Here is a 24,178-nt window from a genome sequence, read left to right on the forward strand (position 1 = left end):
GTAATCCACAAAGGTTTTTTTGCAAAGACCTCGTTGCAAAAAAACGTGGGCGATCACCCGAAGGAGTCACCGAGGGAGGGGGAGACGAGGAGGCAGCAGGCAGGCCGGAGGGAGGGCGAAGGCCCCCGGGTCACGGTCACGTATCGGCCCGGCGGGCACCGGCGGACACACCGCCGCGCGCGCCGCTCATGATCAACGATCTTCCGCCGCCGGGCACTTCGCTCTGCGCCTCATGTCCGCGACAATGGAGACGCACACCCTTCCACCACCACCCGCGGACGCCGCACGCCTGATCCCCCGGCGCCAGGGCGGGTTAGGGTGACGGGGACCAGCGGTTGAGGAGGCAGATCATATGGTGACGCGACGCACCCCGTTGCCGGGCGTCGGCACCCAGTACGACGTCGCTACCCGGGACGGACGGCACATCTCCGTCGTCGCCCACGAGGACGGCCGACGTTTCGTGAGCTTCTTCGATCCCGAGGACCCGGACGCCTGCGCCTGCACGGTGCCGCTGGAGTCCGAGGAAGCCGCCCGCCTCGCCTCCGTGATGGCACCGGAGCGGGCCGAGGGCGCGCTCGGCGTGGCAGAACTCGGCATCGACCTGGTCACCGAACGTATTCCGATCGAGCCCGACTCGCCCTACCGCGGGCGTCCCATGGGGGACACCAAGGCCCGCACCAGGACCGGCGCCTCGATCGTGGCCGTGCTCCGCAGGACCGGCGCGCACCCCTCCCCAGGCCCTGACTTCCGCCTGGAGGCAGGTGACACGTTGCTGGTCGTCGGCACCCGTGAGGGCGTTGACGACCTGGCCGACATCATCGCAGGGGCGTGACATCCGTCCACCCGGCGCCCGGGACGGGGCCGCCGACGGTCAGCGCTGCACGGAGCCGTGTCAATGACCTCGACTATCGAAGGGTGCGGTGATCGTGCACGACACAACTACCATGCTGATCGAACTAGGAGCCGTCGTCCTGGGCCTCGGCCTCGTCGGACGGCTGGCGGGACGGCTGAGCCTCTCCCCCATTCCCCTGTACCTCCTCATAGGGCTCGCCTTCGGCCACGGCGGGCTCATCCCCCTGTCCACGACCGAGGACTTCATCGAGATCGGCGCCGAGATCGGCGTCATCCTCCTGCTCCTCATGCTCGGCCTGGAGTACACGGCCACCGAGCTGGTGGACAGCTTGAAGACGCAGTACCCGTCCGGCATCGTCGATCTGGTGCTGAACGCCACACCGGGGGCGGTGGCCGGTCTGCTCCTGGGCTGGGGGCCGGTGGGCGCGCTCGCGCTGGCGGGCGTCACGTACATCTCCTCGTCCGGGGTGATCGCGAAGATCCTGACGGAGATGAAGCGTCTCGGTAACCGCGAGACGCCCGTCATCCTCGGCATCCTCGTGATCGAGGACCTGACGATGGCGGTCTACCTGCCGGTCCTGTCCACCGTGCTGGCGGGTGTGGGGCTCGCCAGCGGCAGCGTGACCCTGGCGATCGCGCTGGGCACCGCGGGCGTCGCGCTCTTCCTGGCGCTGCGGCACGGACGGGTCATCAGCAAGGCCGTCTCCTCCGACAATCCGGAGATGCTCCTGCTGGTGGTGCTGGGCCTGACGCTGCTGGTGGCGGGCGTGGCACAGCGGCTCCAGGTCTCGGCGGCGGTCGGCGCGTTCCTCGTCGGCATCGCGCTGTCGGGGGAGGTCGCGCACAACACGCGGCGGCTGTTCACGCCGCTGCGCGACCTGTTCGCGGCCGTGTTCTTCGTGTTCTTCGGTCTCTCGACCAACCCGTCGGACATCCCGCCGGTGCTGGTGCCCGCACTGCTGCTGGCCGTGGTGACCGCCGGGACGAAGATCGCGACCGGCTACTACGCGGCGCGGCGCGCGGGGATCGGTCCACGGGGCCGGTTCAGGGCGGGCGGCGCACTGGTGGCACGCGGCGAGTTCTCCATCGTCATAGCGGGGCTCGCGTCGGCCACGGAACCACGGATCGCGCCGGTCGCGACGGCCTACGTGCTGATCCTCGTGGTCGTCGGCCCGTTCGCCACACGGTGGACGGAGCCCGTGGCACGGCGGGTCGTCGAGTGGCGGCGCTCGCGCCAGCAGGAGACGGCCCAGGTCGTCGGCGAACCGCGTGGGGCGGAATCGGGCGTCTGAGCACGCCCCGGGGGGAGTGAAGGAACGGGCGGGGCCGCCGCAGGGCGACCTTCCGGCCATGGCGCGCGCGTGCGGCGGCACGCGGCGCCACCTGGTCGGCGGCCGACGCGGAACCGCCCGGACCCTGTCACCCGTACGGCCCCCGACCCGTGGGCCGACCGGATGAGGCATCATCTGACCTCATGGGAATCGTCGCCGGTCTGGACAGCTCGTCCGTCCACACACGCATCGTCGTCTGCGACACGGAGACCGGGCGGATCGTCCGGCAGGGCTTGGCGGAACATCCGGTCGGCGGCAACACGCCGGGGGCCTGGCTGCTCTCGCTCGGCGAGGCCACGGACGGCGGCATGCTGGACGGCGTCACGGCCATCGGCGTGACGGCGCAGCCCCTCGGCATGGTCCCCCTGGACGCCGACGGGCAGCCCGTCGGCCCCGCCCTGTCCGAGGGTGACGACGGCGCCCGCACGGCCGCGCTCGGCCTGGTCGAGGCGCTCGGCGGCCGGGCGGCGTGGGCCGAGGCGGTCGGCGCCGTGCCGCACGCGAACCAGCCGCTGGCCCAGCTGCGGCGCCTCGCGCGCGAGGACCCCGAGGCGGCGAAGCGCACCACCACCGTGCTCCAGGCGCAGGACTGGCTGGTGTGGGAACTGCTCGGACGCCCCCGCCGCTGGACCACCGACCGCGGCTGCGCCTCGGCGACGGGCTACTGGTCGGCCGTCTCTGAGGCCTGGCGCTACGAACTGGCCGAGCTGGCCCTCGGCCACCCCGTGAACCTCCCCGACGTCATAGGCCCCGCCGCCACGGCGGGCCACACCCCGGAGGGGCTGCTCATCTCCGCGGGCACCGGCGAGACCATGGCCGCCGCCCTCGGCCTCGGCGTCGGCCCCGGCGACGCGGTGATCTCGCTCGGCGCCTCAGGCTCCGTCTGCGCGGTGCACGACGAGGCGCTGACCGACCCGACGGGCACCATCACGTCGCTCGCCGACGCCACCGGGCGCCACCTGCCCGTCGTGCGCACCTTGAACGCGACGCGGGTCCTGCGCGGCGCCGCCGAGATGCTGGGGCAGGACCTCGCGTCCCTCTCGGAGCTGGCCCTGCGCTCGACACCGGGCGCGCACGGCCTCGTCCTGCTGCCCTACCTCGCGGGCGAACGCACCCCCGACCTCCCGCACACGGCGGGCACCCTGGCCGGGCTGCGGCGGGAGAGCATGAAGCCCGAGCACGTGGCACGCGCCGCGTTCGAGGGCATGCTGTGCGGCCTCGCGGACGCGGCCGACGTGCTGCGGCACCGGGGCGTGCGCATCGACCGCGTCTTCCTGCTGGGCCCGGCGGCCGAGCTGCCCGCCGTCAAGGCGCTGGCGCCCGTCCTGTTCGGCGCGCAGGTCGTCATACCGGAACCGGCCGACTACACGGCGCTCGGCGCGGCCCGGCAGGCGGCCTGGGCGCAGGGGGTGGCGGGCGGCGGCCTGACCGCCGACGCGCCCCCGGCCTGGCCGTCCGCGCCGGGCGAGACGCTGGACCCTGGCGAGGAGCGGCCGGTGGGCGCGGCCGTACGGCAGCAGTACGCGGCGGTGCGCGAGGAGCGGCACCCCGGGGCACTCGGCGCGCTCGACGCCTGACCCGGCGGGGCGGCGCTGCGCCGGGTCAGAGCCCGCGCGCGGCGCGGCCCGCCAGGAGCGAGGCCGCGGTGTCCACGACGCGGCGGGCCTGGTGGCGTGCCGCGTCGAGGACGACCTCGCCGGGCGGGCCGTCACCGGTGACGTGCGAGGTGCCGTAGGGGTTGCCCGACCTGAACTGGACGGGGTCGGTGTAGCCGGGCGGCACGATGACGCCGCCCCAGTGGGAGAAGGTGTTCGCCAGCGCCAGGAGGGTGGACTCCTGCCCGCCGTGCGCGGTGTTGGATGCGGTGAAGGCGGAGTACACCTTGTCGGCGAGCTTGCCCTGGAACCACAGGGGGCCGGTGGTGTCGAGGAACGTCCGCAGCTGTCCCGCCGGGTTGCCGAAGCGGGTGGGGGTGCCGAGGAGGACCGCGTCGGCCCACTCCAGGTCGCCGTGCGCCGCCTCGGCGACGTCGGCGGTGTCCTCCAGGTGACGGGCCCACTCGGGCCTGGCGCCGACCGCCTCGGCCGGGGCCGTCTCGGCGACCTTGCGCAGCCGCACGGTGGCCCCGGCCTTCTCGGCGCCCTCGGCGACGGCGCGCGCGAGGGTGTGGACGGTGCCGGTGGCGCTGTAGTAGACGACCGCGACGTTCACGGGGCGCATGGGCGGTTCCTTCTCTCTCCGAGCTGATCAGAGCTGATCCCGGCTGATCCGGGGTGAGGTGCTCCGACCTGACCGACGGTCCGGTCCGTCCGGTATGACGAGACGGGGCCTCGGGATGTGAGGCGGCCGGCCGGGCGGCGGCGGGACGGATCCGGCCGACCAGGTCACGCTCGACGAGTCGGTGACCATGGCGTTCCTCGTGGTGCTCGACGCGATGACCCCGGCCGAACGGGTCGTGTTCCTCCTGCACGACGTCTTCCGCTACCCCTTCGCCGAGGTGGGCGGGATCGTCGGCCGCTCCCCGGCCGCGTGCCGCCAGCTGGCCGCGTCCGCCCGCCGGCGCGTCCTCGGAGCGCGCGCCCGACGGCCAGCCGGGGCGGGTGGCCCGGTGGGGCGGTGCTGGCCCCGGGGAAGCTCCGCCCCTGGACGACGAACTGACCGGCGCGGCGCGCGGAGTGTCAGGCGGCCGTCCAGTGCGCGGGGCGCGTGAGGTGGGACGGGAAGCGGGTCGCCGCGTCGCCGCGGGCCGCCGTGAGCTGCGGCTGCGTGACGAACAGGGCGTCCGTCAGGTCGGCGCCGCGCAGGTCGGCGTTCCGCAGGTCGGCGCCCAGCAGGTCGGCGGCGCGCAGATCCGCCTTCCGCAGGTCGGCGGCGACGAGGAGGGTGCCGCGCAGGGTCGCGCCCCGCAGCGCGGCGCCACGCAGCCGGGCCCCCATCAGGTCGGCGCCGCGGCGGTCCTTGGTACGCCCCGGCACCGTGGCGCGGACGAGGGCGCTCGCCCGCGCGAGCAGGTCCCCGACCCGGGCGCGCAGCGCGGGGACGTCCACCCGCGCGAGGGACGCGGCGTCGCCCTCGGCCAGCCGCCGCGTCTCGGCGAGGGTCTGGCGCAGCTCCGCGCGCAGGGGCCTGGCGGGCGGGAGCGCGACGGCCTCGGTGAGGTACCACAGCAGCTCGTGCAGCTGCCGCGTGACGGCGAAGGCGTCGAACATGGCGCGGGCCGCGCCGGGTTCGGCCCGCCAGTCGCGCCCGCCGAACGTCATCTGGGAGACGCGCTGCCCGGCGCCGAAGCAGTCGTAGACGGTGCAGCCGGTGTAGCCCGTCTCACGCAGCCGGTCGTGGATGCCGCAGTGGAAGGAGTCCGTGAGGTTGCCGCAGGGCCGCCCGGCGTCCTTGCTGACGGGGAAGTCGGCCGAGGCGGTGAACGGCAGGGCCACGCAGCACAGTCCGAAGCAGCTGCCGCAGTCGGCGCGCAGCGCGGCGCGCGCGTCGGAGGGGCGGTTCGCCGTCTCGGGGGACTGCCGTGACAAAGGGGACGCTCCTGGGCGGTGGCGATGACGAGGGCGGCCGGTCGGCGGGCGCCGTCGCCCATTGTCCTCCCCCGCGCGGCGCGCAGGACCGGCGGCCTCAGTCCAGGTAGCCGCGCAACTGCTCGGCGTAGGTGTGGTCGCGGAGCTTGCTCAGCGTCTTGTGCTCGATCTGCCGGATGCGCTCGCGCGTCACGCCGAAGAGGCGGCCGATCTCCTCCAGCGTGCGCGGACGGCCGTCCACCAGCCCGTAGCGCAGCTCCACGACGCGCCGCTCGCGGTCGGCGAGCGTGGACAGGACGGCCTCCAACTGCTCGCGCAGCAGCATGAACGCGGCGGTCTCGGCGGGTGAGGGCATGTCCGCGTCCTCGATGAGGTCGCCGAGGTTGACGTCCTCCTCCTCGCCGACCGGCGCCTGGAGCGACACCGGGTCCTGGGCCAGCCGCAGGATCTCGCCGACGCGGGCGGGGGTCAGGCCGAGGAGCACGGCGACCTCCTCGACGCTGGGCTCGTGGCCCTGCTCCTGGAGGACGCTGCGCTGGATGCGGACCACGCGGTTGATCAGCTCGACCACGTGCACCGGCATGCGGATGGTGCGCGCCTGGTCGGCGATGGCGCGGGACATGGCCTGGCGTATCCACCAGGTCGCGTACGTCGAGAACTTGAAGCCCCGCGCGTAGTCGAACTTCTCGACCGCCCTGATCAGGCCGAGGTTCCCCTCCTGCACCAGGTCGAGCATGGTCATGCCGCGCCCGATGTACCGTTTCGCCACCGAGACGACGAGCCGCAGGTTGGCCTCGATGAGCTGCCGTTTCGCCAGCCTGCCGCGCACCACGAGCCGGTCGAGGTCGAGCGCCGTCCGGTCGTCGAGCCCGGTGGCCGTCAGCAGCCGCTCCTCCGCGAACAGTCCCGCCTCCACGCGGGACGCCAGCTCCACCTCGTCCGACGCGGTGAGCAGCGGGATGCGGCCGATCTCGCGCAGGTACTGGCGGAAGAGGTCACCCGCGCCGCCGGAGCTGTCGGTCCGCGGGACGGGTGCGGCCGGGGCTTCGGTGGTGAGCGTCTGGGACTGCACGGACGAACCTCCGGTGATCGCGACAGGCGGAAACAGCGAGGATCGGTGACGCGGCTGCCGCGCGGGAGGGCGGCGGGCGCTGTCGGCGGCGCCGGGCGGGCGTGGAGCCGGAACGCGGAGCGGAGCGGTGCGGACGCGGAGCGGGGTGGGGTGGGCGCCGCTCTCAGTGTGCGCCACGACACACTCCGGCCACGAGGGTCGTGCGGGTACTTTTTGCGCGGGCCGGAGCACCCGGCGGGCTCACGGCGCGTGGACGCGCCCGGTCAGAGCGCCGCGACGCCCCGTTCGCGCAGGGCGGTGCGGTACTGCTCCAGCGTCCACAGCTCGCCGCGCAGGTCGGCGACGGCCTGTGGGTCGCCGCCCTGGGCCTCCGCGCGGCGGGCGGTGGACTCCAGGTCACGCAGCCTGCGGTCCACGGCGGCGAGCCTGACCTGCACGAGGCGGCGGCCCGCGTACACGTCGGTCTCGGCGCGGCGGCGGCGCGGCATCGTGAGGGGTTCGACGGCCAGTTCGGTGATCAGGGTGCGGACGGTGTCGTCGGGCGCGGCCTCGCGGACGCGTTCGAGGAACGCGTCGTCGGCCCCGCTGACGCCGCCCGCCTCCAGGACGGCGCGCCGGACCGTGACGTAGGGCGCGGCCGTGAACTCGTCCTCGCCGTAGGCGTCGAAGGCGGGCGCGACGAGGGCGGGGAACTGGAGGGCGAGCTTGAGGAGTTCGCGCTCTTCGAGGAGGGCGGGGCTGCGCAGGTTGAGCGGGGGGCCGGACGAGGCGCGCTGCCCCGGCGGGGTGGCGGCCCGCGCGCCGTCGCCGCCCTGGGCGCCGCCGCCGACGCGCGCGGGGCTGCGCAGGACGGCGCGGGCACCGCCCCCGCCCTGGCCGCCCTGGCCCCCTTGGCCACGCTGCCGGGTCCAGCGGGCGAGCTGGCCGACGCGCCGGACGACGAAGCTCTCGTCGGGGATGCCGACGAGCCCGGCGAGCCGGACGGCGTACTCGTGCTGGATCGCGCTGTCCTTGATCTGCGCGACGATCGGCCCGGCGAAGTCGAGCGCGGCGGAACGGCCTTCGGCGGTGTCCAGGTTGTGCTGCGAGACGATCGACCGGATGGCGAACTCGAAGAGCGGCGAGCGCGTCTCGATCAGCTGCCGCACGGCCTCGTCGCCCTGGCCGAGCCGCAGCTCGCACGGGTCCATGCCGCCGGGCGAGACGGCGATCGAGGTGCGGGCGGCGAACTTCTGGTCGTCCTCGAACGCGCGCAGCGCCGCCTTCTGCCCGGCGGCGTCGCCGTCGAAGGTGAAGACGACCTCACCGGCGCTGTGGGCCGTCGAGCTGTCCATGAGGAGACGCCGCAGGATCTTGACGTGGTCACCGCCGAAGGCGGTGCCGCAGGTGGCGACGGCGGTGGTGACGCCCGCGAGGTGGCAGGCCATGACGTCGGTGTAGCCCTCGACGACGACCGCCCGGTTGGTCTTCGCGATGTCGCGCTTGGCGAGGTCGATGCCGTAGAGGACCTGCGACTTGCGGTAGATCGGGGTCTCGGGCGTGTTGAGGTACTTGGGCCCGTTGTCGTCGTCGCGCAGCTTGCGGGCGCCGAAGCCGACGACCTCGCCGGTGATGTCGCGGATCGGCCAGATCAGCCGGCCCCTGAACCGGTCGATGGGGCCGCGCCTGCCGTCCTGCGCGATGCCGGAGACGAGCAGCTCGCGGTCGGTGAAGCCACGCCCGCGCAGGAAGCGGACGAGGTGGTCCCAGCCCGCCGGGGCGTAGCCGACGCCGAAGTGGGCCGCCGCCGCCTCGTCGAAGCCGCGCTCATGAAGGAAGCGCCGCCCGATCTCGGCCTCGGGGGAGCCGAGCTGCTCGGTGTAGTACTGGGCGGCGGCCTTGTGCGCCTCGACGAAGCGGGTGCGCTCGCCCTGCTGGCGGCCCGGGTTGTAGCCGCCCTGCTCGTACCGGAGCGTGATGCCCGCCTGCGCGGCGAGCCGTTCGACGGACTCGGAGAACGACAGGTGCTCGATCTTCATCACGAAGGAGAGGGTGTCCCCGCCCTCCTGGCAGCCGAAGCAGTGGTAGAGGCCCTTGCTCGGACTGACCTGGAACGAGGGGGACTTCTCGTCGTGGAAGGGGCACAGGCCCTTGAGGTTGCCGCCCCCGGCCGGGCGCAGCTGGAGGTACTCGGAGACCACGGCGTCGATCGGGACCGCGTCCCGTACCGCCTTCACGTCCTCGTCGTTGATCCTGCCCGCCACGCCAGAAGTCTACGGCGCCCCTCCGACACTCCTCCCGGGCGCTCCGGTCAGGGCCGCGGGATGTTGCGCAGGTTGGAGCGGGCGAGCTTGAGCATGCTGCCGACGCCGCCGTCGAGCACGACCTTGCTCGCCGAGAGCGCGAAGCCGGTCACCATCTCTGCCTTGATCTTGGGCGGGATGGACAGCGCGTTCGGGTCGGTGACCATCTCCACGAGCGCCGGGCCCTTGTGGCGGAACGCCGAGCGCAGGGCGCCGCGGACGTCCTTCGGCTTCTCGACCCGCTCCGCGTGGACCCCGGCCGCGCGGGCGACGGCGGCGAAGTCCGGGTTGCGGTAGGTCGTGCCGTGGGCGGGCAGGCCCGAGACCATCATCTCCAGCTCGACCAGGCCGAGCACGGAGTTGTTGAACAGGACGACCTTCACCGGCAGGTCGTACTGGACGAGGGTGAGGAAGTCGCCCATCAGCATGGTGAAGCCGCCGTCGCCCGAGAGGGTGACGACCTGGCGGCGCCGGTCGAGGAACTGGGCGCCGATGGCCTGCGGCAGCGCGTTGGCCATCGAGCCGTGGCTGAACGAGCCGATGATGCGCCGCCGCCCGTTCGGCGTCAGGTAGCGGGCGGCCCAGACGTTGCACATGCCGGTGTCCACGGTGAAGACGGCGTCCTTCGCCGCCTCCTCGTCCAGCACGGACGCGACGTACTCGGGGTGGATCGGCCTGTGCTTCTCGACCTTCCGCGTGTACGCGCGGACGACGCCCTCCAGCGCCTGCGCGTGCTTCTTCAGCATGCGGTCGAGGAAGCGCCGGTCCGTCTTCTCCCGGACGCGCGGCGTCAGGCACTTCAGTGTCTCCTTCACGTCGCCCCACACGGCCAGGTCGAGCGTGGAGCGGCGCCCGAGGTGTTCGGCGCGGACGTCCACCTGGACGATGCGCACGTCGTCGGGCAGGAAGGCGTTGTAGGGGAAGTCGGTGCCGAGGAGGAGCAGCAGGTCGCACTCGTGCGTCGCCTCGTACGCCGCGCCGTAGCCGAGCAGGCCGCTCATCCCGACGTCGAAGGGGTTGTCGTACTGGATCCACTCCTTGCCGCGCAGGGCGTGGCCCACGGGCGACTTGACGCGCTCGGCGAAGCGCATCACCTCGGCGTGCGCGCCCGCCGTGCCGCTGCCGCAGAAGAGGGTGACGCGGCGGGCGTCGTCCACCATGCGGGCCAGCGCGTCGATCTGCGCGTCGGCCGGGCGGACGGTCGGGCGCGCGGTCACGAGGGCGTGCTCCTCGGCGCGCTCCGGCACCTGCTCGGCCGCGATGTCGCCGGGGAGCGCGACGACGCTGACGCCGCCGCGCCCGATCGCGTGCTGGATCGCGGTCTGGAGGACGCGCGGCATCTGGCTGCGGTTGGAGATCAGCTCGCAGTAGTGGCTGCACTCGCGGAACAGGCGGTCGGGGTGCGTCTCCTGGAAGTAGCTGGTGCCGATCTCCGAGCTGGGGATCTGGGACGCGAGGGCGAGGACGGGCGCCATCGAACGGTGCGCGTCGTACAGGCCGTTGATGAGGTGGAGGTTGCCGGGGCCGCAGGATCCGGCGCAGGCGGCGAGGCTGCCGGTGAGCTGTGCCTCGGCCCCGGCGGCGAAGGCGGCGGTCTCCTCGTGCCGCACCTGCACCCAGTCGATGCCTCCGGTCCTGCGCACGGCGTCCACGACCGGGTTGAGGCTGTCGCCGACCACGCCGTACAGGCGCCGCACCCCGGAGCGGACGAGGGTCTCGACGAACTGTTCCGCCACGGTCTGCTTGGCCATCGCTCACGCACCTTTTCCGGAAGAACGGGCAGCATGAGCAATCTATCCACGTATGCGGCTTTCGCACGTTCCGCGCGGCCGGTCGGCTGACCGGCCGCGCGGCGCCGCGCGCCGTCCGCCAGGTCAGGCGTCGGGCAGGAGGTCGGCCAGCGGCGTGCCGGGGTCGGCCAGGGCGTCGGGGTCCACGGGGGCGCCGGAGCGTACGAGGGCCTGGATGCCGTCGGTGACGTCCCAGACGTTCATGTTGAGCCCGGCCAGGACGCGGCCGTCCCGCAGCCAGAAGGCGATGAACGCGCGCTTGGCGACGTCGCCGCGCCGGACGACGCGGTCGTAACTGCCGGGCGGGGCCCAACCGGAGTATTCGAGCCCGACGTCGTACTGATCGGAGAAGAAGTACGGCACCCGGTCGTACGTCACCTCCTGGCCGAGCATGGCGCGGGCGGCGGCCGGGCCCGAGTTGAGGGCGTTGGCCCAGTGCTCGACGCGGCGCGGTTCCCCGGCGCCGCCGCCGGGGAGCGTGCCGGGGACGGCCGCGACGTCGCCCGCCGCGAAGATGCGCGGGTCGCTGGTGCGCAGCGAGCGGTCCACGAGGACGCCGCCCGTGCCGTCGGCCGCCAGCGCGAGCCCGGCGGACGCGGCGAGCGCCGTGCGCGGGGCGGCGCCGATGGCGGCGAGCACGGCCCGCGCGGGCAGTTCCTCGCCGTCCTCGGTGCGGACCCCGGCGACGATGCCGTCCCGGCCGGTGATCGCGGCGAGCCGGGTGCCGAAGCGGAAGGTGACGCCGTGGTCGCGGTGGAGGGCCGTGAAGACCTCGCCCAGCTCGGGGCCGAGGACGGCGTGCAGCGGCGTCGGCTCCGGCTCGACGATCGTCACCTCGACGCCGAGGGCGCGCGCGGCGGCGGCCACTTCGAGGCCGATCCATCCGGCGCCCGCGATGACCAGCGGTACGCCGGTGCGCGCGGCGCTGCTGGTGAGCGCGCCGCGCAGGTGGTCGGCGTGGGAGAGGCGGCGCAGGTGGTGCACGCCCGCGAGGTCGGTGCCGGGGATGCCGAGGCGGCGCGGTTCCGCGCCGGTGGCCAGCAGCAGGGCGTCGTACGGCAGCCGGGTGCCGTCGCCGAGCCTGACCTCGCGGACGGCGCGGTCGATCGCGACGACGGGTTCGCCGAGGTGGAGTTCGACCCGGTGGTGGGCGTACCAGGCCGGTTCGTGGACGTGGACGCTGCCGCGGGTCGCCCGGCCGAGGAGGTAGTCCTTGGAGAGCGGCGGCCGTTCGTAGGGCTGTTCGTGCTCGTCGCCGATCAGGATGACGCGCCCGGTGAAGCCTTCGTCCCGCAGTGTCTGGGCCGCCTTGGCACCGGCCAGGCCGCCGCCGACGATGAGGAACGTCCGGTGTGTCCCGTCCACGCATTGCCTCCAGATCAGGTGTGGCGGTTCAGGTGGTGAACCGATGTGTGGCTCAAGGAGCCTGCCTCACCTGGGGTGTTCACGGGAAGAGGGCGGCGGGGGCACGTGCGCCGGAGTGCGCCCCGGCGGGTGCGGGGGCGCGGTTCACCTTCCGTTCACCGCTCAGCGGCGGGTGAGCCGTGCGTGGAGGGAGCGGGCGGACGCGTCGGTGAGGGCCGCGATCTGGTCCACCAGGACGCGCAGGCGGGCGGCGTCGTCCCCCGCGGCGAGGTACAGCGCACGGTGCTGCGGGTCGAGCCCTTCGGGGGCGCGGCTCCGGAGGGCTTCGCCCAGTTCGGTGAGCAGGGCGCGCTGCCGTGCCCGCTGCCGTTCGAACTCGGGGCGCTGCATGACGTGCGCGTCGGCGACGGCCTTGAGGACGGCGCATTCGAGGCGCGCGTCCTCGGGGACGACGAGGTCGGCCTCGTAGCGGCGCAGCGGGCCCGGGCCGAAGCGGGCGCGGGTGGCGCCCTCGGCGGCGAGGCAGAAGCGGCCGATGAGCTGGCTGGTGGCGTTCTTCAGGCGGGCCTGCGCGGGGGCGGTGCCGTCGTAGGAGGCGGGCCACCAGTCCTGGGCGAGGAGCCGGTCGAGGGCGGCGGCCAGCGCCTCGGCGGGCGTGCCGGGGGGCGCGTAGCGGCGGGCGGCGACGTCGAGGACGGTCTCGCGCTCGGGGGCGGAGCGCAGGAGGGCGGGGGCGAGGTGGCCCGCGTGGATGCCGTCCTCCAGGTCGTGCACGGAGTAGGCGATGTCGTCCGACCAGTCCATGACCTGGGCCTCGAAGCAGCGCGCGGTGGGCGGGGCGTCCTCGCGCAGCCAGGTGAAGACGGGGAGGTCGTCGGCGTAGACGCCGAACTTGTGGGAGCCGGGGTCGGTGGGGTGGGCGCCGCGCGGCCAGGGGTACTTGGTGGCGGCGTCGAGGACGGCCCGGGTGAGGTTGAGGCCGACGGGGCGGTCGCCCTCGGGGCCGGTGAATCGTTTCGGCTCCAGGCGGGTCAGCAGCCGCAGCGACTGGGCGTTGCCCTCGAAGCCGCCGCAGGGCGCGGCGATGCGGTCGAGGGCGCGCTCCCCGTTGTGGCCGAACGGCGGGTGCCCGAGGTCGTGGGCGAGGCAGGCGGCCTCCACGATGTCCGGGTCGCAGCCGAAGGCGGCGCCGAGGTCGCGGCCGATCTGCGCGCACTCCAGGGAGTGCGTGAGGCGGGTGCGGGGGGTGATGTCCCAGGCGGGCTGGGCGGCGTCGCCGGTGTCGGGCGTGACGATCTGCGTCTTGCCCGCGAGACGGCGCAGCGCGGCGGAGTGCTGCACGCGGGCGCGGTCGCGCTGGAACGCGGTGCGGCCTGGCCGCTTGTCGGGCTCGGGGTCGAAGCGGGCGGCGTCGGCCTCGTCGTAGGGGGCGGGGACGGCGGAGGGGTCGGCGCCGGGTGCGGGACGTGCGGGGTGCATGCCCTTGACGGTAGCGGGCGGGCGCACGGGGAGGCGCGGCGCGGCGGGGCCGTGTGCGCCCGCGCGCGGTAGCTTCAGCGAACGGCTGCGGGGCGGGGCGCGTCAGGCGGTCGCGGCGAGCGGCGTGTCCGCGCCGAGGACGCCACGGGCGCGGTCGTAGCGGTGCAGCAGCAGCCGGGCCAGCGCGGGGTGGCTGCCGAGCGGCCTGGCCACGGGCAGTCCTGGCGCGGCCTCGGCGCAGCGGGTGGCGAAGACGCCTGGCGCGGTGAAACACGAGGAGACCGCGATGTCGCGGTGCCCGCGCGCCCGCAGCGTCGCGACGGCCTCCTCGACCGTCGGCGTGGCGGCGGAGGCGTAGGCGGGCAGCACGGTGGCGCCGCCCAGGCGCGCGGACAGCATCTGCGCCGTGTACTCCGTGCCCGCCGCGGACTCCGGGTCGCGCGAGCCTGCGGCGGCGAGCACCACGGCGCCGCCCCTGCGGTACCCGGCCTCCATCAGGCGGCTGTGCAGGGCCTCCGCGAGCAGCGGGTGCGGGCCGAGGGAGCCCGTCGTGGTCACGGACAGGTGCGGGGCTGCGGCGACGAGCGCGGGGATGTCGTGCTTGACGTGGAATCCCCGGCTGAAGAGCAGCGGGACGAGCACCACGTCCCCGCGCAGCCTGGCCAGGGTGTCGGCGAGCAGCGGTTCGTCACGGTCCAGGTGCCCCAGCTCGACGCGCAGCCCCTTCCGCATGGCGCCGACGAGCCGCAGGAGGGTGCGGACGGTCTGGCGGGCGCGGGGGTCGGGGGAGCCGTGCGCGACGGCGACGAGCGTCGGTGGGGTGCTCTGGCGGACGGTGCTCATTCGGCCAGGGTGCGCCCGACCGATTGCGATTGCATTGCGGACATGTCACGAATGCCCGCGCCGTTCGCTCACCGCGCGGGCCCTGCGGCGCTGAGGACGCCGCCCCTGCCGCGTAACGCCGCCCCACGCCCGGCGTAACACGGACGACCCACGATGGCGCCATGAGCGCCGACACCGCCGGGACAGTGAGCAGTATCACGCAGACGCACTGCCCCTACTGCGCGCTCCAGTGCGGCATGGGACTGCGGCGGGGGGCCCACGGGCTCGACGTCGTGCCGCGCGAGGCGTTCCCCGTGAACCGGGGCGCCCTGTGCGGCAAGGGGCAGAACGCGCCCGCCGTGCTGGCGTCGGGCGCCCGTCTGACGGGCCCGCTGGTCCGCGACACCCGGGAGGGCCCGCTGCGGCCCGCGACGTGGCCCGAGGCGCTGGACAGGGTGGCCGCCGGGCTGGCCGCCGCGCGTGGGCGGCACGGGCCCGACGCCGTGGGCGTCTTCGGCGGCGGAGGGCTGACCAACGAGAAGGCGTACGCGCTGGGCAAGTTCGCCCGCGTCGTGCTGCGCACCTCGCAGATCGACTACAACGGGCGCTTCTGCATGTCGTCCGCCGCAGCGGCGGGCAACAAGGCGTTCGGCCTGGACCGGGGCCTGCCCTTCCCGCTCGCCGACATCCCGCGCACCGGCTGCGTGATCCTGGTCGGCTCCAACCCGGCCGAGACGATGCCGCCCGCCGTGCGCTACCTCACCGAGCTGCGCGCGAACGGCGGCACGCTGATCGTGATCGACCCGCGCCGCACCCGTACCGCCGAGCTGGCCGACCTGCACCTCGCGCCGCGCCCCGGCACCGACCTGGCGCTCGCCCTCGGCATGCTGCACCTGGTCGTCGCGCAGGGCCACACCGACGAGGCGTTCATCGCGGAACGCACCTCCGGCTGGCCCGCCACGCGCGCCGCCGCCATGGCGCACTGGCCCGAGCTGGTGGAGCGGATCACCGGCGTGCCGGTGCCCGCGCTGCGTGAGGCCGTCCGCATGTTCTGCGCCCCGCAGGCCGCCATGGTGCTGACGGCACGCGGCCCCGAGCAGCAGGCGAAGGGCACGGACACGGTCGGCGCGTGGATCAACCTGTGCCTTGCCACGGGCCGCGCCGGGCGCCCGTACTCCGGCTACGGCTGCCTCACCGGCCAGGGCAACGGGCAGGGCGGCCGTGAGCACGGGCAGAAGGCCGACCAGCTGCCCGGCTACCGATCCCTGACGGACCCCGCCGCCCGCGCCCATGTCGCCGCGGTGTGGGGCGTGGACCCTGCGGATCTGCCAGGGCCGGGGCGCAGTGCCTACGAACTGCTGGACGCACTGGGCCGCGACGCACCCGACGGCATAAGGGCGCTCCTGCTGATGGGCTCGAACCCCGTCGTCTCCGCCCCACGCGCCGCGCATGTGGAGCAGCGCATACGGGCGCTCGACTTCCTCGCCGTCTGCGACGTCGTCGCGTCGGAGACGGCGCTGCTGGCGGACGTCGTCCTGCCCGTCACGCAGTGGGCCGAGGAGACGGGGACGCTGACCAGCCTGGAGGGCCGCGTCCTGCTGCGGCGCAAGGCCGTGGACCCGCCGCCGGGCTGCCGCAGCGACCTGGCCGTCCTCGGCGGCCTCGCGGCGCGGCTCGGGCACCCGACGGGCTTCTCCGAGGACCCGGCCGAGGTGTTCGACGAGCTGCGGCGCGCGTCGGCCGGGGGCGTGGCGGACTACGCGGGCATCACGTACGGGCGGATCGCCGCCGAGGACGGCGTGTTCTGGCCCTGCCCCACGCCGGAGCACCCGGGGACGCCGCGCCTGTTCCTCGACCGCTTCGCGACACCGGACGGGCGCGCGCGGTTCACGCCCGTGGAGCACCGGCCGTCGGCCGAGGAGCCGTGCGCGGAGTACCCGCTGCTGCTGACGACGGGCCGGGTGCTCGCGCAGTACCAGTCGGGCGCGCAGACGCGGCGCGTGGCGGAGCTGAACGCGGCGGCGCCAGGGCCGTTCGTGCAGCTGCATCCACGGCTGGCGGCACGGCTCGGGGTGGCGGAGGGCGAGCCGCTGGCGGTGGTGTCGCGGCGGGGGCGGGCGGTGGCGCCCGCGCGGATCAGCACGGACATCAGGCAGGACACCGTGTTCATGCCGTTCCACTGGCCGGGGGAGGGACGCGCCAACACGGTGACGAACCCCGCGCTCGACCCCACGTCCCGCATGCCGGAGTTCAAGGTGTGCGCCGTACGGGTGACACGTGCCGAGGGGGGCGCGGAGGGCTGACGTGCCCGAGCGTGCCCGAGTTGCGCATCGCGGGCCACGGGTCAGCATGGAGGGATGGACGACATCACCCAGCTGGCCGACACGCACATGGCGCTGGCGCACGAGGGGGACCACGGGCGCAGCGCGCATCTGTTCCTGCACGACGGCCCGCTGCGGCAGAGCGTCATCGCGCTGACCGCCGGGTGCGTGCTGGAGGAGCACAACGCGCCGCCCGCCTCCAGCATCCAGGTGCTGCGCGGCCGGGTGCGGCTGGTCTCGTCGGACGGGGTCGCGGCGGACCTGGAGGCCGGGCACGTGATGCGCGTCCCGCACAGCAGGCACGCGCTGACGGCCGTGCACGACGCGGTGATCCTGCTGACGTCCGTGACGGCCACGCCCGAGCCGCTGGTCGTATACGACACACGCCGCGAGTCCCACCCTGCGTGACCGGCCCCCGGGGACAGGGCCTCAGTGCCCTGTGTCGGTGCCCGCGGCCTCCCTGCCGAGGACGCGGTGCGCGCTGGGGCTCACGCCCCGCTCCCGCTTGAACGCCGTGCTGAGCGTGAACGCGCTGCCGTAGCCGACGCGGCGCGCGACCGACTCCAGCGTCGCGTCCGGCTCGCGCAGCAGGTCGGCGGCCAGGTCGAGGCGGTGCGCGGTCAGGTACGTCATGGGCGGCTCGCCCACCAGCGCGCCGAACCGCCGCGCCAGCGCCGCGCGGGACACACCGGCCTTGGCCGCCAGGCCCGCGACCGTCCACGGGTGCGCCGGGTGGTCGTGGATCAGCCGCAGCACCTGCGCGACGACGGGGTCGCCGTGCGCCCGGTACCAGGCGGGCGCGGCGGCGTCGGGGCGCGCGTACCAGGCGCGCAGCGCGGCGATCACCAGCAGGTCGAGGAGCCGGTCGAGGATGACCTCCTGGCCCGGCTCGTCGCGCGCGACCTCCGCTTCGAGCAGCGGGATCAGCGGGCTGTCCCAGCTGTCGCGCCGCAGCGTGAGGACGGGCGGCAGGGCCTGGAGGAGGCGCCCCGTGATCTCGCCGCGCAGCTGGTAGGTGCCGATGACGAGCACGGTGGACCCGTCGGGCGCGTTGCCCCACGTGCGGACGCCGAGGTCCATCTCCTCGCACAGGTCGGTCCCGTCCGCCGCGACGCTGCACCCGCCGGGCCGTACGACGACCTGCGGCGTGGTCGCCGGGTCGTCGGCGACGGTGTACGGGGTGGGGCCGCGCATCAGCGCGAGGTCGCCCGCGGCGAGCCGCACGGCGTCGGGGTGGTTCCCGGCGGGCCCCGGGCCCGGGGCGCCGTCGCCTGGGACGAGCCAGGCGTCGCCGCGCGTCACGCAGATGACGGTCAGCGGTGCCTCGTCCCTGACCTGCACGCCCCACGGCGGCGCCAGGACCGCCCGCATCAGGAACGCGCCACGGGCCCGGGGACCGTCGAGGAGGCTGCCCAGTGCGTTGTCCATGGCCTCGGAGCGTAGCTCGTGCGGGTGACGTCAGTGGTGCGCGATACGGTCGGGGCATGCCCGAGCACAGCGAGCCCACCGCTCTCGCCACCGCCTCCACCCCCGTCCGCGTGATCCGCGCGGCGGCGCCCGACGACCTGTTCACGGTCACCACGATCTTCGCCCACTACGTCGCGTCCACCCTGATCACGTTCATGGAGACCGCGCCCACCACGGGCGAGTGGCGGCAGAAGCTGGACGGCATCGCGGAGCGCGGGCTGCCGTTCCTGGTGGCGGAGGAGGACGGCGAGATCGTCGGCTTCGCGTACGCCAGCCCGTGGCGGATGCAGGACGCCTACCGCTACACCGTGGAGAACAGCGTCTACCTCGCGCCGGGGCGGACCGGGCGGGGGCTCGGGCGGGCGCTGCTGACGGCGCTGCTCGCGGCGTGCGAGGCGGCCGGGGTCCGTCAGGTCGTCGCGGTGATCGCCGACTGCGACAACGACGCGTCGCCCGCGCTGCACCGGCGGCTCGGCTTCCGTGACGCGGGGCGGCTGACCGCCGTGGGCCACAAGCGCGGGCACTGGCTGGACACGCTGCTGATGCAGCTGGACCTGTCGGGCGGCTCCGCGCGGCCGGGCGGGCTCGGCGTGCCGGACGGCGCGCTCGGGCCCGAGGGCCCGGCCGCGGGGGCGTGACGGCGGGTCAGGGCACGGAAGGACCGCTGAGGTAGGCGCCGTCCTCACCGTACGGCCAGGCGTTCGCGACGCAGCCGTCCAGGCCCATGATCTGTTGCATCATCGCGGGGGCCGTGGCGCCCTCGCCGGGGCAGCCCTCGTGGCCGTGGCCGAGGAAGTGGCCGACCTCGTGGTTGACGATGAGGGCCCGGTAGTCGCCGATCGGCCCGTCGAACTGCGGTGAACCCTGCACCCAGCGGCGCAGGTTGACGACGACGACCTGGCCGATCGAGCAGTTGGTCTCGCCGCGCGTGTTCAGCCCGTACTCGCCGCAGAGCGCGTCCACCGTGCCGGGCGTGGCGACGCGGACGGTGAAGTCGGGCGTGGCGCCGTCGTCCGCCGGGCGGAAGCCGGTGTCGCCCTCGTTCGTCCAGCCGCGCGGGTCGCCGAGGACGGCGTGCACCTCGGCCGCCGTGGCGGCGGGGTCGAGGCCGATGCCGTCCTCGATCTCGACGCGGTAGGTGAGGACGGCCCGCCCGCCGACCGGCCCGCCGTCGCCCGGCGCGGTGGTGAAGGTGCCGGGGCCCGTCTCCAGGACCTCGACGGTCGTGCCGTCGGCCGACGGCTCGCCATCGGCCGCGCCGGGCGGCGATGTGTCGGCCGACGGGGTGTCGGGCGCCGGGGTGTCGGGCGCCGGGGTGTCGGGCGCCGGTTCGGCCGGGGGGCTGGCGGCGGCCGAGGGGGGCGCGGCGGACGCCCCGGCCGGGGGCGGGGTGTCGTCGCCGCCCCGGAAGGCGAGCACGCCCGCGACCGCGACGGCGGCTATGACCAGGACGGCCGTCAGGGCGCTCAGCGGGACGGTACGTCGGGCGCGGCGGGCGCGACGGCTTCCCTTGCGGTTCCGGTTGTTCCGGTTGCCGTTGCGGCTCCGGGACGGGACGGGCGCGAGCGGTGGGGCGGGGCTTCGCATGGGTGGGCCGTTCTCCTGGCGCCGTGTGCGCGGTTCGGTGAGGGTGGTGGTGAGGTGGGAGAGTGGCGGGGGCGTCACTCAGGGACGACGTCAAGCGGCGCGGCGTCCGCCTCCTGGAACAGCTCCGTGGCCAGCGGGGCGGCGGCCAGACGCAGCAGTTCGTCGGGCCCGACGGGCGAGGGGGTGCCGGTGGCGGCGTCGGGGCGCGCGGCGAGCAGGACTTCGCTCCCGCCGACGCGGAATGTGGCGCTGGCCCCGCCGGTGCGCCGCGCCTCGGCGGTCAGGCCGCGCAGGGCGACGCTCTCCCCGCCCGGCAGGGTGTCCACCCGGCAGGCGTCCGCCGCCTCGTCGGGCAGGCAGGTGACGGCGCTCTCCTCCGCGCCCTGGTCGCCTGACCTGGCGCGTACCGAGAAGACGAGCGGGAACGTCAGGCCGTCCTGCGTCCGGCCCTGGTAGGCGCTGACGGGGGACTGGACGATCTGGATCGCGCCGACCTCGGTGGGCAGGGCGAGTTCCAGCGCGTGCGCGGCCCGTTGCCGGTACTCATCGACGCGGGCGCGCTCGGCGGGCGGCATGGCGGCCCCTCCGGGCGCGCCAGGGGCGCCCGGCTCGCCCGGCTCGCCCGCCACGCCGGGCACGACGGGGTAGCGCGGCACGGCGCCGCCGGGGCTCGTCGCCGAGGAGTCGGGGGTGGCATCCGTGGGTGAGGGGGTGGAGGTCCTGGTCTCCACGGGTTCGCTGCCGGGCGGCGACGCCACCGGGGGCGGGTCGGCGGCGACGTCCGTGCCGTCCTGGCCCGTGAGGCGCGGACCTGCGGCGACGGCGACGAGCGCGACGACCGCCGCGGTGGCGGCCACGGCGCCGCCCGCCTTGGCCATCAGGACCCTGGCGCGGCGGCGTGGCCCGAGGACGAGCGCGGTCGGCAGCAGCGTGGGCGCCGCCTCCAGGTCGCCGACCGCGCGGCCCATCGCCTCCCTCAGCCGGGCGGCGTCCTGCGTTTCGTTGGTGTCCACGGTGCTCCTCGTCAGCACTCGGCGCGGCGCGCGGCTCAGCACTCGGCGGTGATGCGTTCGTCGGCCCCCAGGCGCTCGCGCAGCATGGCGAGCGCGCGGGAGCACTGGCTCTTGACCGTGCCGGGGCTGCATCCCAGGGAGGCGGCGACGTTCTCGATGCTCTGGTCCTCCCAGTAGCGCAGGACGACCATGGCCCGCGCCTTGGGCGGGAGGTCCCGCAACGCGGCGAGCAGGGTGACGCGCAGCGCGGGGTCGCCGGGCGACGTCGGGTTGTCCAGGGTGGTGTGCAGGCGGCGGCCGAGGAGCCTCCTGCGCTGTTCGGCGAGGAACGTCCGGGTCAGAACGGTGCGGGCGTACGCGTCGATGTTGTCGGCCCCGGCCGCCCGGTTCCAGTGCTGGAGGAGCTTCACGAGGGTCGTCTGCGTGAGGTCCTGGGCGCGGTGGGTGTCGCCGCACAGCAGCACGGCCGTGCGGTAGAGCCAGTGCTGGCGCGCCTGCGCGTACTCCTCGAAGTCCTGCGTGTCACCCATGCGCTCCCCGGCCACGACCCGTCCGTGTCTCTCTCCCTGTCTGATCATCGGGCTGGCCAGAAGGTTCGATCACGAAACGATAACGTCCCCGGGTTGCCGGAGGACCGCCCGCCCCTGAAGGTGAGGTGACGGCAGGACGGCATCGCCAGGAGGCCCCGCGTGAACGACTCCCCCGCGCCCCTGCTCGACGTGCACGCGCACTTCCTCACCGACGCCTACGTCGCGGCGGCCAAGGCGGCGGGACATGTCCGGCCTGACGGCATGCCCGGCTGGCCGTCCTGGGACGCGCGCGACCACCTGCGGCAGATGGACGAGGCGGGCATCGCCACCGCGCTGCTCTCCGTCTCCTCCCCAGGCACCCACTTCGGCGACGACGCCGCCGCCCGCGCGCTCAGCCGCGCGGTGAACGACGCGGGCGCCGCCCTCAGACGCGACCACCCCGACCGCTACGGCCACCTCGCCTCCCTGCCCCTGCCCGACGTCGAGGGCGCGCTCGCGGAGGCCACCCGCGCGCTCGACGTGCTGGGCAGCGACGGCCTGACGGTCCTGTCCAACGCCGGGGGCGTCTACCTGGGCGACGAGCGGTTCGAGCCGCTGTGGACCGAGCTGGACCGGCGCCGGGCGGTCGTCCTCGTCCACCCCACGTCGCCGCCCTGCGCCGAGACGCTCGCCCTGGGCCGTCCGCGCCCGATGGCCGAGTACCTCTTCGACGAGGCGCGGGCCGCGTCCGACCTGGTCCTCGGCGGTGTCCTGACCCGCCACCCGGGCATCCGCTGGATCGTCACGCACGGCGGCGGCGTCCTGCCGCTGCTCGCGGACCGGCTGGAACTCTTCCGGCCCCTCCTCGGCGGCGCGGCGTCCGGCGGCCCCGGCGTGCGGGAGCAGCTGTCCGGGCTCTGGTACGACACGGCGGGGACGCCGTTCCCCCGGCAGATCCCGGCCCTCGTCGGCGCGTTCGGGAGCGACCGGGTGCTGTACGGCAGCGACTCGTGCTGGACACCGGCCGCGGGGGTGGCGGCGCAGGTGGCGTCGCTCGGCGGCGCCGAGCAGCCTCCCGGCACGACATGGCGCGCCCTGACCACCCGCAACGCGGCCCGCCTCTTCCCCCACCTGCCCCCCACGGGCGGCGGGTGAGGGAGGGCGGTGTGCCCCGGGGCCCTCAGCCCACCGCCGAGGCGGCGCAGGGGCACGGGGCCTGCGGATCGGCCCGGTTGGGACAGCTCACCAGCGCCAGGGACAGGTAGCGGACGCCGGGACCGTACAGGCCCCAGGCGATGTCACCGCCCCAGCCGAGCACGTCGAGCGCGTCCTGGCAGCGCCGGTCGAGCGGCGGCCAGACCGGCGTACCGGCCCCGGCCGCCTGCCCGGAGAGCCAGGAGACGGCGCTGGGCGGGTCGTCGAACGTGGCCTTGACGTACGCCACCGGTTTGCGCAGCCAGTCGGCCACGCGCATCGGCGGTGTCCCGACCGCCGTGAACGACGGGTGGTCCGCCCGCCGTTCACGCTCCCGGTCGAGGTCCGCACGCGGCCCGAGCCACGAGAACGCGTGGACGTGCGTCACCGGCCGAAGTTCTCCAGGTCGATACCGGCCGCCGCCAGCTCCTCGACCGTGAACCGCAGCGGTGCCGCCTCCGGCCGCTTGCTGTCGCCCAACGCGTAGGCACCCTCGACGCCCGGAATGGGCGCCAGGGTGACGCATGTCTCCGGCCCGTCCGGCCCATTACCGCCGCACGCGGGTGCGAATTCGGCTCCGCCGAGATCGACGGCGTAGATGTCCTGTCCGGCCATGACGACCCACCTTTCCGGCTCCCCCTGCGGGAACCGACGGAAAGGACGTTAGGGAGACCGCGTGCGGCGGGACCAGCGATGTGCGGGAACTTGCACCGCGTCACCCGAGCGCGTCGATGGCCTCGGTGATGCAGTTCCTGGCGGCCTTTCCGTAGACGGCCATCTCGGCGAGCAGGGCGAACGTGCGTTGGTAAATGAGTAATTCATGAGGCTGGGTCACCGTCACCTTGGCCGTGGCCAACTCGACGAGCGCCGTCGTGTCGTCGAACAGCCAGAAACCTTCCACCGGCCACATGGGCCTGTCCACGGTCGAGGGGATGATCCCCAGGCTCACGCGGGGCAGCGTCGCCGCCACCAGCAGATGCCCCAACTGGGCCGCCATGACGTCCGCGCCCCCGATACGGGTCCGGAGCGTGGATTCCTCCAGAACGAGAGCGACGCGATGGTCACCCGTGTGAAGTACCTTCTGGCGGGCCAGCCGCGCAGCCACTGCCTCCTCGACATCATCGGGAATGGCGAGGAAAGCCGCGATGGACGTCATCAGAGCGGTCGCGTAGTCCGCCGTCTGCAAAAGACCTGGGACAACTCCCGGTTCATAGACACGAAAGCGTCGAGTCCTCTCGTAAAGAGGAAGCGCCCTTTGCTGTACCTGTCTGAGCCCGGATCTGCAGAGCCGCCTCCACTCGACGTACATGCCGTCCAGCCCACGGGACACGGCGAGGAGATCGGCGACCTGTTCCGGCGCCCCGCAGCACTCGGCCCACGTCCGGATGTCCGATTGTGAGACCGCTTGCTTGCCGTTCTCGATCCGTGAGCACTTGGACTCGTGCCAACCGGCCATTTCGGCCAGACGCCTGGCGGTGAGACCCGCGTCCTCACGGATCTCCCGCAGGCGTCGGCCGAAGGCCCTTCTCGCTTCTTGGACACTCGATGATGCGACCACACGACCAGT

22 protein-coding genes and 1 pseudogene are annotated in these 24,178 nt (G+C 74.5%); 8 read left to right on the forward strand and 15 right to left on the reverse strand.

Going from position 1 to position 24,178, the window contains the following annotated elements; all coding sequences use genetic code 11:
- Positions 1-352: 352 nt before the first annotated feature.
- The 3 genes from IF27_RS26320 to IF27_RS26330 all read left to right on the forward strand — a co-directional run bounded on the left by IF27_RS26320 (position 353) and on the right by IF27_RS26330 (position 3,760).
- A complete protein-coding gene (locus IF27_RS26320) occupies positions 353-832 on the forward strand; it encodes a cation:proton antiporter regulatory subunit (protein WP_052852275.1) in 480 nt (159 codons plus the stop codon).
- A gap of 94 nt (positions 833-926) precedes the next feature.
- The gene (locus IF27_RS26325; RefSeq protein WP_052852399.1) at positions 927-2,144 is read left to right on the forward strand and encodes a cation:proton antiporter; all 1,218 of its coding nucleotides are present in this window, start codon (positions 927-929) and stop codon (positions 2,142-2,144) included.
- 182 nt (positions 2,145-2,326) lie between these two features.
- The gene (locus IF27_RS26330; protein WP_052852276.1) at positions 2,327-3,760 is read left to right on the forward strand and encodes a xylulokinase; all 1,434 of its coding nucleotides are present in this window, start codon (positions 2,327-2,329) and stop codon (positions 3,758-3,760) included.
- A 25-nt stretch (positions 3,761-3,785) separates the two neighbouring features.
- Here the strand turns inward: IF27_RS26330 and wrbA are convergent, their stop codons facing one another.
- A complete protein-coding gene (gene wrbA, locus IF27_RS26335; RefSeq protein ID WP_052852277.1) occupies positions 3,786-4,403 on the reverse strand; it encodes an NAD(P)H:quinone oxidoreductase in 618 nt (205 codons plus the stop codon).
- Positions 4,404-4,527: 124 nt separating this feature from the next.
- On the opposite strand from wrbA, the pseudogene IF27_RS30605 reads away from it, so the two are divergent.
- Positions 4,528-4,788: pseudogene (locus IF27_RS30605) on the forward strand (sigma factor-like helix-turn-helix DNA-binding protein); the annotation flags it as partial.
- A gap of 73 nt (positions 4,789-4,861) precedes the next feature.
- On the opposite strand, the gene IF27_RS26345 reads toward IF27_RS30605, so the two are convergent.
- The 7 genes from IF27_RS26345 to IF27_RS26375 all read right to left on the reverse strand — a co-directional run bounded on the left by IF27_RS26345 (position 4,862) and on the right by IF27_RS26375 (position 14,541).
- Complete coding sequence (locus IF27_RS26345; protein WP_052852279.1) at positions 4,862-5,710, reverse strand: pentapeptide repeat-containing protein; 849 nt, start codon at positions 5,708-5,710, stop codon at positions 4,862-4,864.
- Positions 5,711-5,807: 97 nt separating this feature from the next.
- Positions 5,808-6,959: an RNA polymerase sigma factor gene (locus tag IF27_RS26350; protein WP_420822054.1), complete on the reverse strand. Its 1,152-nt coding sequence runs from the start codon at positions 6,957-6,959 to the stop codon at positions 5,808-5,810.
- Between the two features lie 86 nt (positions 6,960-7,045).
- Positions 7,046-9,025, reverse strand: coding sequence for a DNA primase (dnaG, locus tag IF27_RS26355; RefSeq protein ID WP_052852280.1), 1,980 nt, complete (start codon positions 9,023-9,025; stop codon positions 7,046-7,048).
- A 47-nt stretch (positions 9,026-9,072) separates the two neighbouring features.
- Complete coding sequence (locus tag IF27_RS26360) at positions 9,073-10,815, reverse strand: pyruvate dehydrogenase (protein ID WP_052852281.1); 1,743 nt, start codon at positions 10,813-10,815, stop codon at positions 9,073-9,075.
- 123 nt (positions 10,816-10,938) lie between these two features.
- Positions 10,939-12,219 carry an NAD(P)/FAD-dependent oxidoreductase gene (locus IF27_RS26365; protein WP_052852282.1) on the reverse strand — a complete coding sequence of 427 codons (1,281 nt, stop codon included), beginning with the start codon at positions 12,217-12,219 and terminating at the stop codon, positions 10,939-10,941.
- A 162-nt stretch (positions 12,220-12,381) separates the two neighbouring features.
- Positions 12,382-13,698, reverse strand: a complete 1,317-nt coding sequence (locus IF27_RS26370) for a deoxyguanosinetriphosphate triphosphohydrolase (protein WP_052852283.1) — start codon at positions 13,696-13,698, stop codon at positions 12,382-12,384.
- Between the two features lie 102 nt (positions 13,699-13,800).
- Positions 13,801-14,541: a sirohydrochlorin chelatase gene (locus IF27_RS26375; protein ID WP_052852284.1), complete on the reverse strand. Its 741-nt coding sequence runs from the start codon at positions 14,539-14,541 to the stop codon at positions 13,801-13,803.
- Positions 14,542-14,702: 161 nt separating this feature from the next.
- Between IF27_RS26375 and IF27_RS26380 the strand changes: the two genes are divergently transcribed.
- Positions 14,703-16,823 (forward strand): molybdopterin oxidoreductase family protein, encoded by a 2,121-nt coding sequence (locus IF27_RS26380; protein WP_052852285.1) that lies wholly within the window; start codon positions 14,703-14,705, stop codon positions 16,821-16,823.
- Between the two features lie 54 nt (positions 16,824-16,877).
- Complete coding sequence (locus tag IF27_RS26385) at positions 16,878-17,249, forward strand: cupin domain-containing protein (RefSeq protein ID WP_052852286.1); 372 nt, start codon at positions 16,878-16,880, stop codon at positions 17,247-17,249.
- Between the two features lie 21 nt (positions 17,250-17,270).
- Here IF27_RS26385 and IF27_RS26390 read toward each other — a convergent pair whose 3' ends face one another.
- Positions 17,271-18,269: an AraC family transcriptional regulator gene (locus tag IF27_RS26390; RefSeq protein WP_052852287.1), complete on the reverse strand. Its 999-nt coding sequence runs from the start codon at positions 18,267-18,269 to the stop codon at positions 17,271-17,273.
- Between the two features lie 56 nt (positions 18,270-18,325).
- Between IF27_RS26390 and IF27_RS26395 the strand changes: the two genes are divergently transcribed.
- Positions 18,326-18,946: a GNAT family N-acetyltransferase gene (locus IF27_RS26395; protein ID WP_052852288.1), complete on the forward strand. Its 621-nt coding sequence runs from the start codon at positions 18,326-18,328 to the stop codon at positions 18,944-18,946.
- A gap of 7 nt (positions 18,947-18,953) precedes the next feature.
- Here the strand turns inward: IF27_RS26395 and IF27_RS26400 are convergent, their stop codons facing one another.
- The 3 genes from IF27_RS26400 to IF27_RS26410 form a co-directional block, all read right to left on the reverse strand.
- Positions 18,954-19,895: a DUF3152 domain-containing protein gene (locus IF27_RS26400; RefSeq protein ID WP_110946268.1), complete on the reverse strand. Its 942-nt coding sequence runs from the start codon at positions 19,893-19,895 to the stop codon at positions 18,954-18,956.
- 74 nt (positions 19,896-19,969) lie between these two features.
- Positions 19,970-20,908, reverse strand: coding sequence for a hypothetical protein (locus tag IF27_RS31280; RefSeq protein WP_052852289.1), 939 nt, complete (start codon positions 20,906-20,908; stop codon positions 19,970-19,972).
- 35 nt (positions 20,909-20,943) lie between these two features.
- Positions 20,944-21,438, reverse strand: coding sequence for a SigE family RNA polymerase sigma factor (locus IF27_RS26410; protein ID WP_052852290.1), 495 nt, complete (start codon positions 21,436-21,438; stop codon positions 20,944-20,946).
- Positions 21,439-21,597: 159 nt separating this feature from the next.
- Between IF27_RS26410 and IF27_RS26415 the strand changes: the two genes are divergently transcribed.
- Entirely contained in the window at positions 21,598-22,572 is a 975-nt protein-coding gene (locus IF27_RS26415) for an amidohydrolase family protein (RefSeq protein WP_052852291.1), read from the forward strand.
- Between the two features lie 25 nt (positions 22,573-22,597).
- Here IF27_RS26415 and IF27_RS26420 read toward each other — a convergent pair whose 3' ends face one another.
- The 3 genes from IF27_RS26420 to IF27_RS26430 all read right to left on the reverse strand — a co-directional run bounded on the left by IF27_RS26420 (position 22,598) and on the right by IF27_RS26430 (position 24,169).
- A complete protein-coding gene (locus IF27_RS26420) occupies positions 22,598-22,999 on the reverse strand; it encodes a hypothetical protein (RefSeq protein ID WP_052852292.1) in 402 nt (133 codons plus the stop codon).
- Entirely contained in the window at positions 22,996-23,226 is a 231-nt protein-coding gene (locus IF27_RS26425) for a DUF397 domain-containing protein (protein ID WP_052852293.1), read from the reverse strand. Before IF27_RS26425 ends, IF27_RS26420 begins: the two co-directional genes overlap by 4 nt.
- A 100-nt stretch (positions 23,227-23,326) precedes the next feature.
- Positions 23,327-24,169: a helix-turn-helix domain-containing protein gene (locus IF27_RS26430; RefSeq protein ID WP_052852294.1), complete on the reverse strand. Its 843-nt coding sequence runs from the start codon at positions 24,167-24,169 to the stop codon at positions 23,327-23,329.
- Positions 24,170-24,178: the final 9 nt, after the last annotated feature.

It is taken from the genome of Streptomyces avicenniae (assembly GCF_000719135.1).
Taxonomy (GTDB): domain Bacteria; phylum Actinomycetota; class Actinomycetes; order Streptomycetales; family Streptomycetaceae; genus Streptomyces; species Streptomyces avicenniae.

Excerpts from the sequence above, each read along its gene's own strand:
- IF27_RS26320 (WP_052852275.1), top strand. The coding sequence starts at position 353 with ATGGTGACGCGACGCACCCCGTTGCCGGGCGTCGGCACCCAGTACGAC.
- IF27_RS26330 (WP_052852276.1), top strand. The coding sequence starts at position 2,327 with ATGGGAATCGTCGCCGGTCTGGACAGCTCGTCCGTCCACACACGCATC.
- wrbA (WP_052852277.1), bottom strand. The coding sequence starts at position 4,403 with ATGCGCCCCGTGAACGTCGCGGTCGTCTACTACAGCGCCACCGGCACC.
- IF27_RS26360 (WP_052852281.1), bottom strand. The coding sequence starts at position 10,815 with ATGGCCAAGCAGACCGTGGCGGAACAGTTCGTCGAGACCCTCGTCCGC.
- IF27_RS26370 (WP_052852283.1), bottom strand. The coding sequence starts at position 13,698 with ATGCACCCCGCACGTCCCGCACCCGGCGCCGACCCCTCCGCCGTCCCC.
- IF27_RS26375 (WP_052852284.1), bottom strand. The coding sequence starts at position 14,541 with ATGAGCACCGTCCGCCAGAGCACCCCACCGACGCTCGTCGCCGTCGCG.
- IF27_RS26380 (WP_052852285.1), top strand. The coding sequence starts at position 14,703 with ATGAGCGCCGACACCGCCGGGACAGTGAGCAGTATCACGCAGACGCAC.
- IF27_RS26385 (WP_052852286.1), top strand. The coding sequence starts at position 16,878 with ATGGACGACATCACCCAGCTGGCCGACACGCACATGGCGCTGGCGCAC.
- IF27_RS26390 (WP_052852287.1), bottom strand. The coding sequence starts at position 18,269 with ATGGACAACGCACTGGGCAGCCTCCTCGACGGTCCCCGGGCCCGTGGC.
- IF27_RS26395 (WP_052852288.1), top strand. The coding sequence starts at position 18,326 with ATGCCCGAGCACAGCGAGCCCACCGCTCTCGCCACCGCCTCCACCCCC.
- IF27_RS26400 (WP_110946268.1), bottom strand. The coding sequence starts at position 19,895 with ATGCGAAGCCCCGCCCCACCGCTCGCGCCCGTCCCGTCCCGGAGCCGC.
- IF27_RS26410 (WP_052852290.1), bottom strand. The coding sequence starts at position 21,438 with ATGGGTGACACGCAGGACTTCGAGGAGTACGCGCAGGCGCGCCAGCAC.
- IF27_RS26425 (WP_052852293.1), bottom strand. The coding sequence starts at position 23,226 with ATGGCCGGACAGGACATCTACGCCGTCGATCTCGGCGGAGCCGAATTC.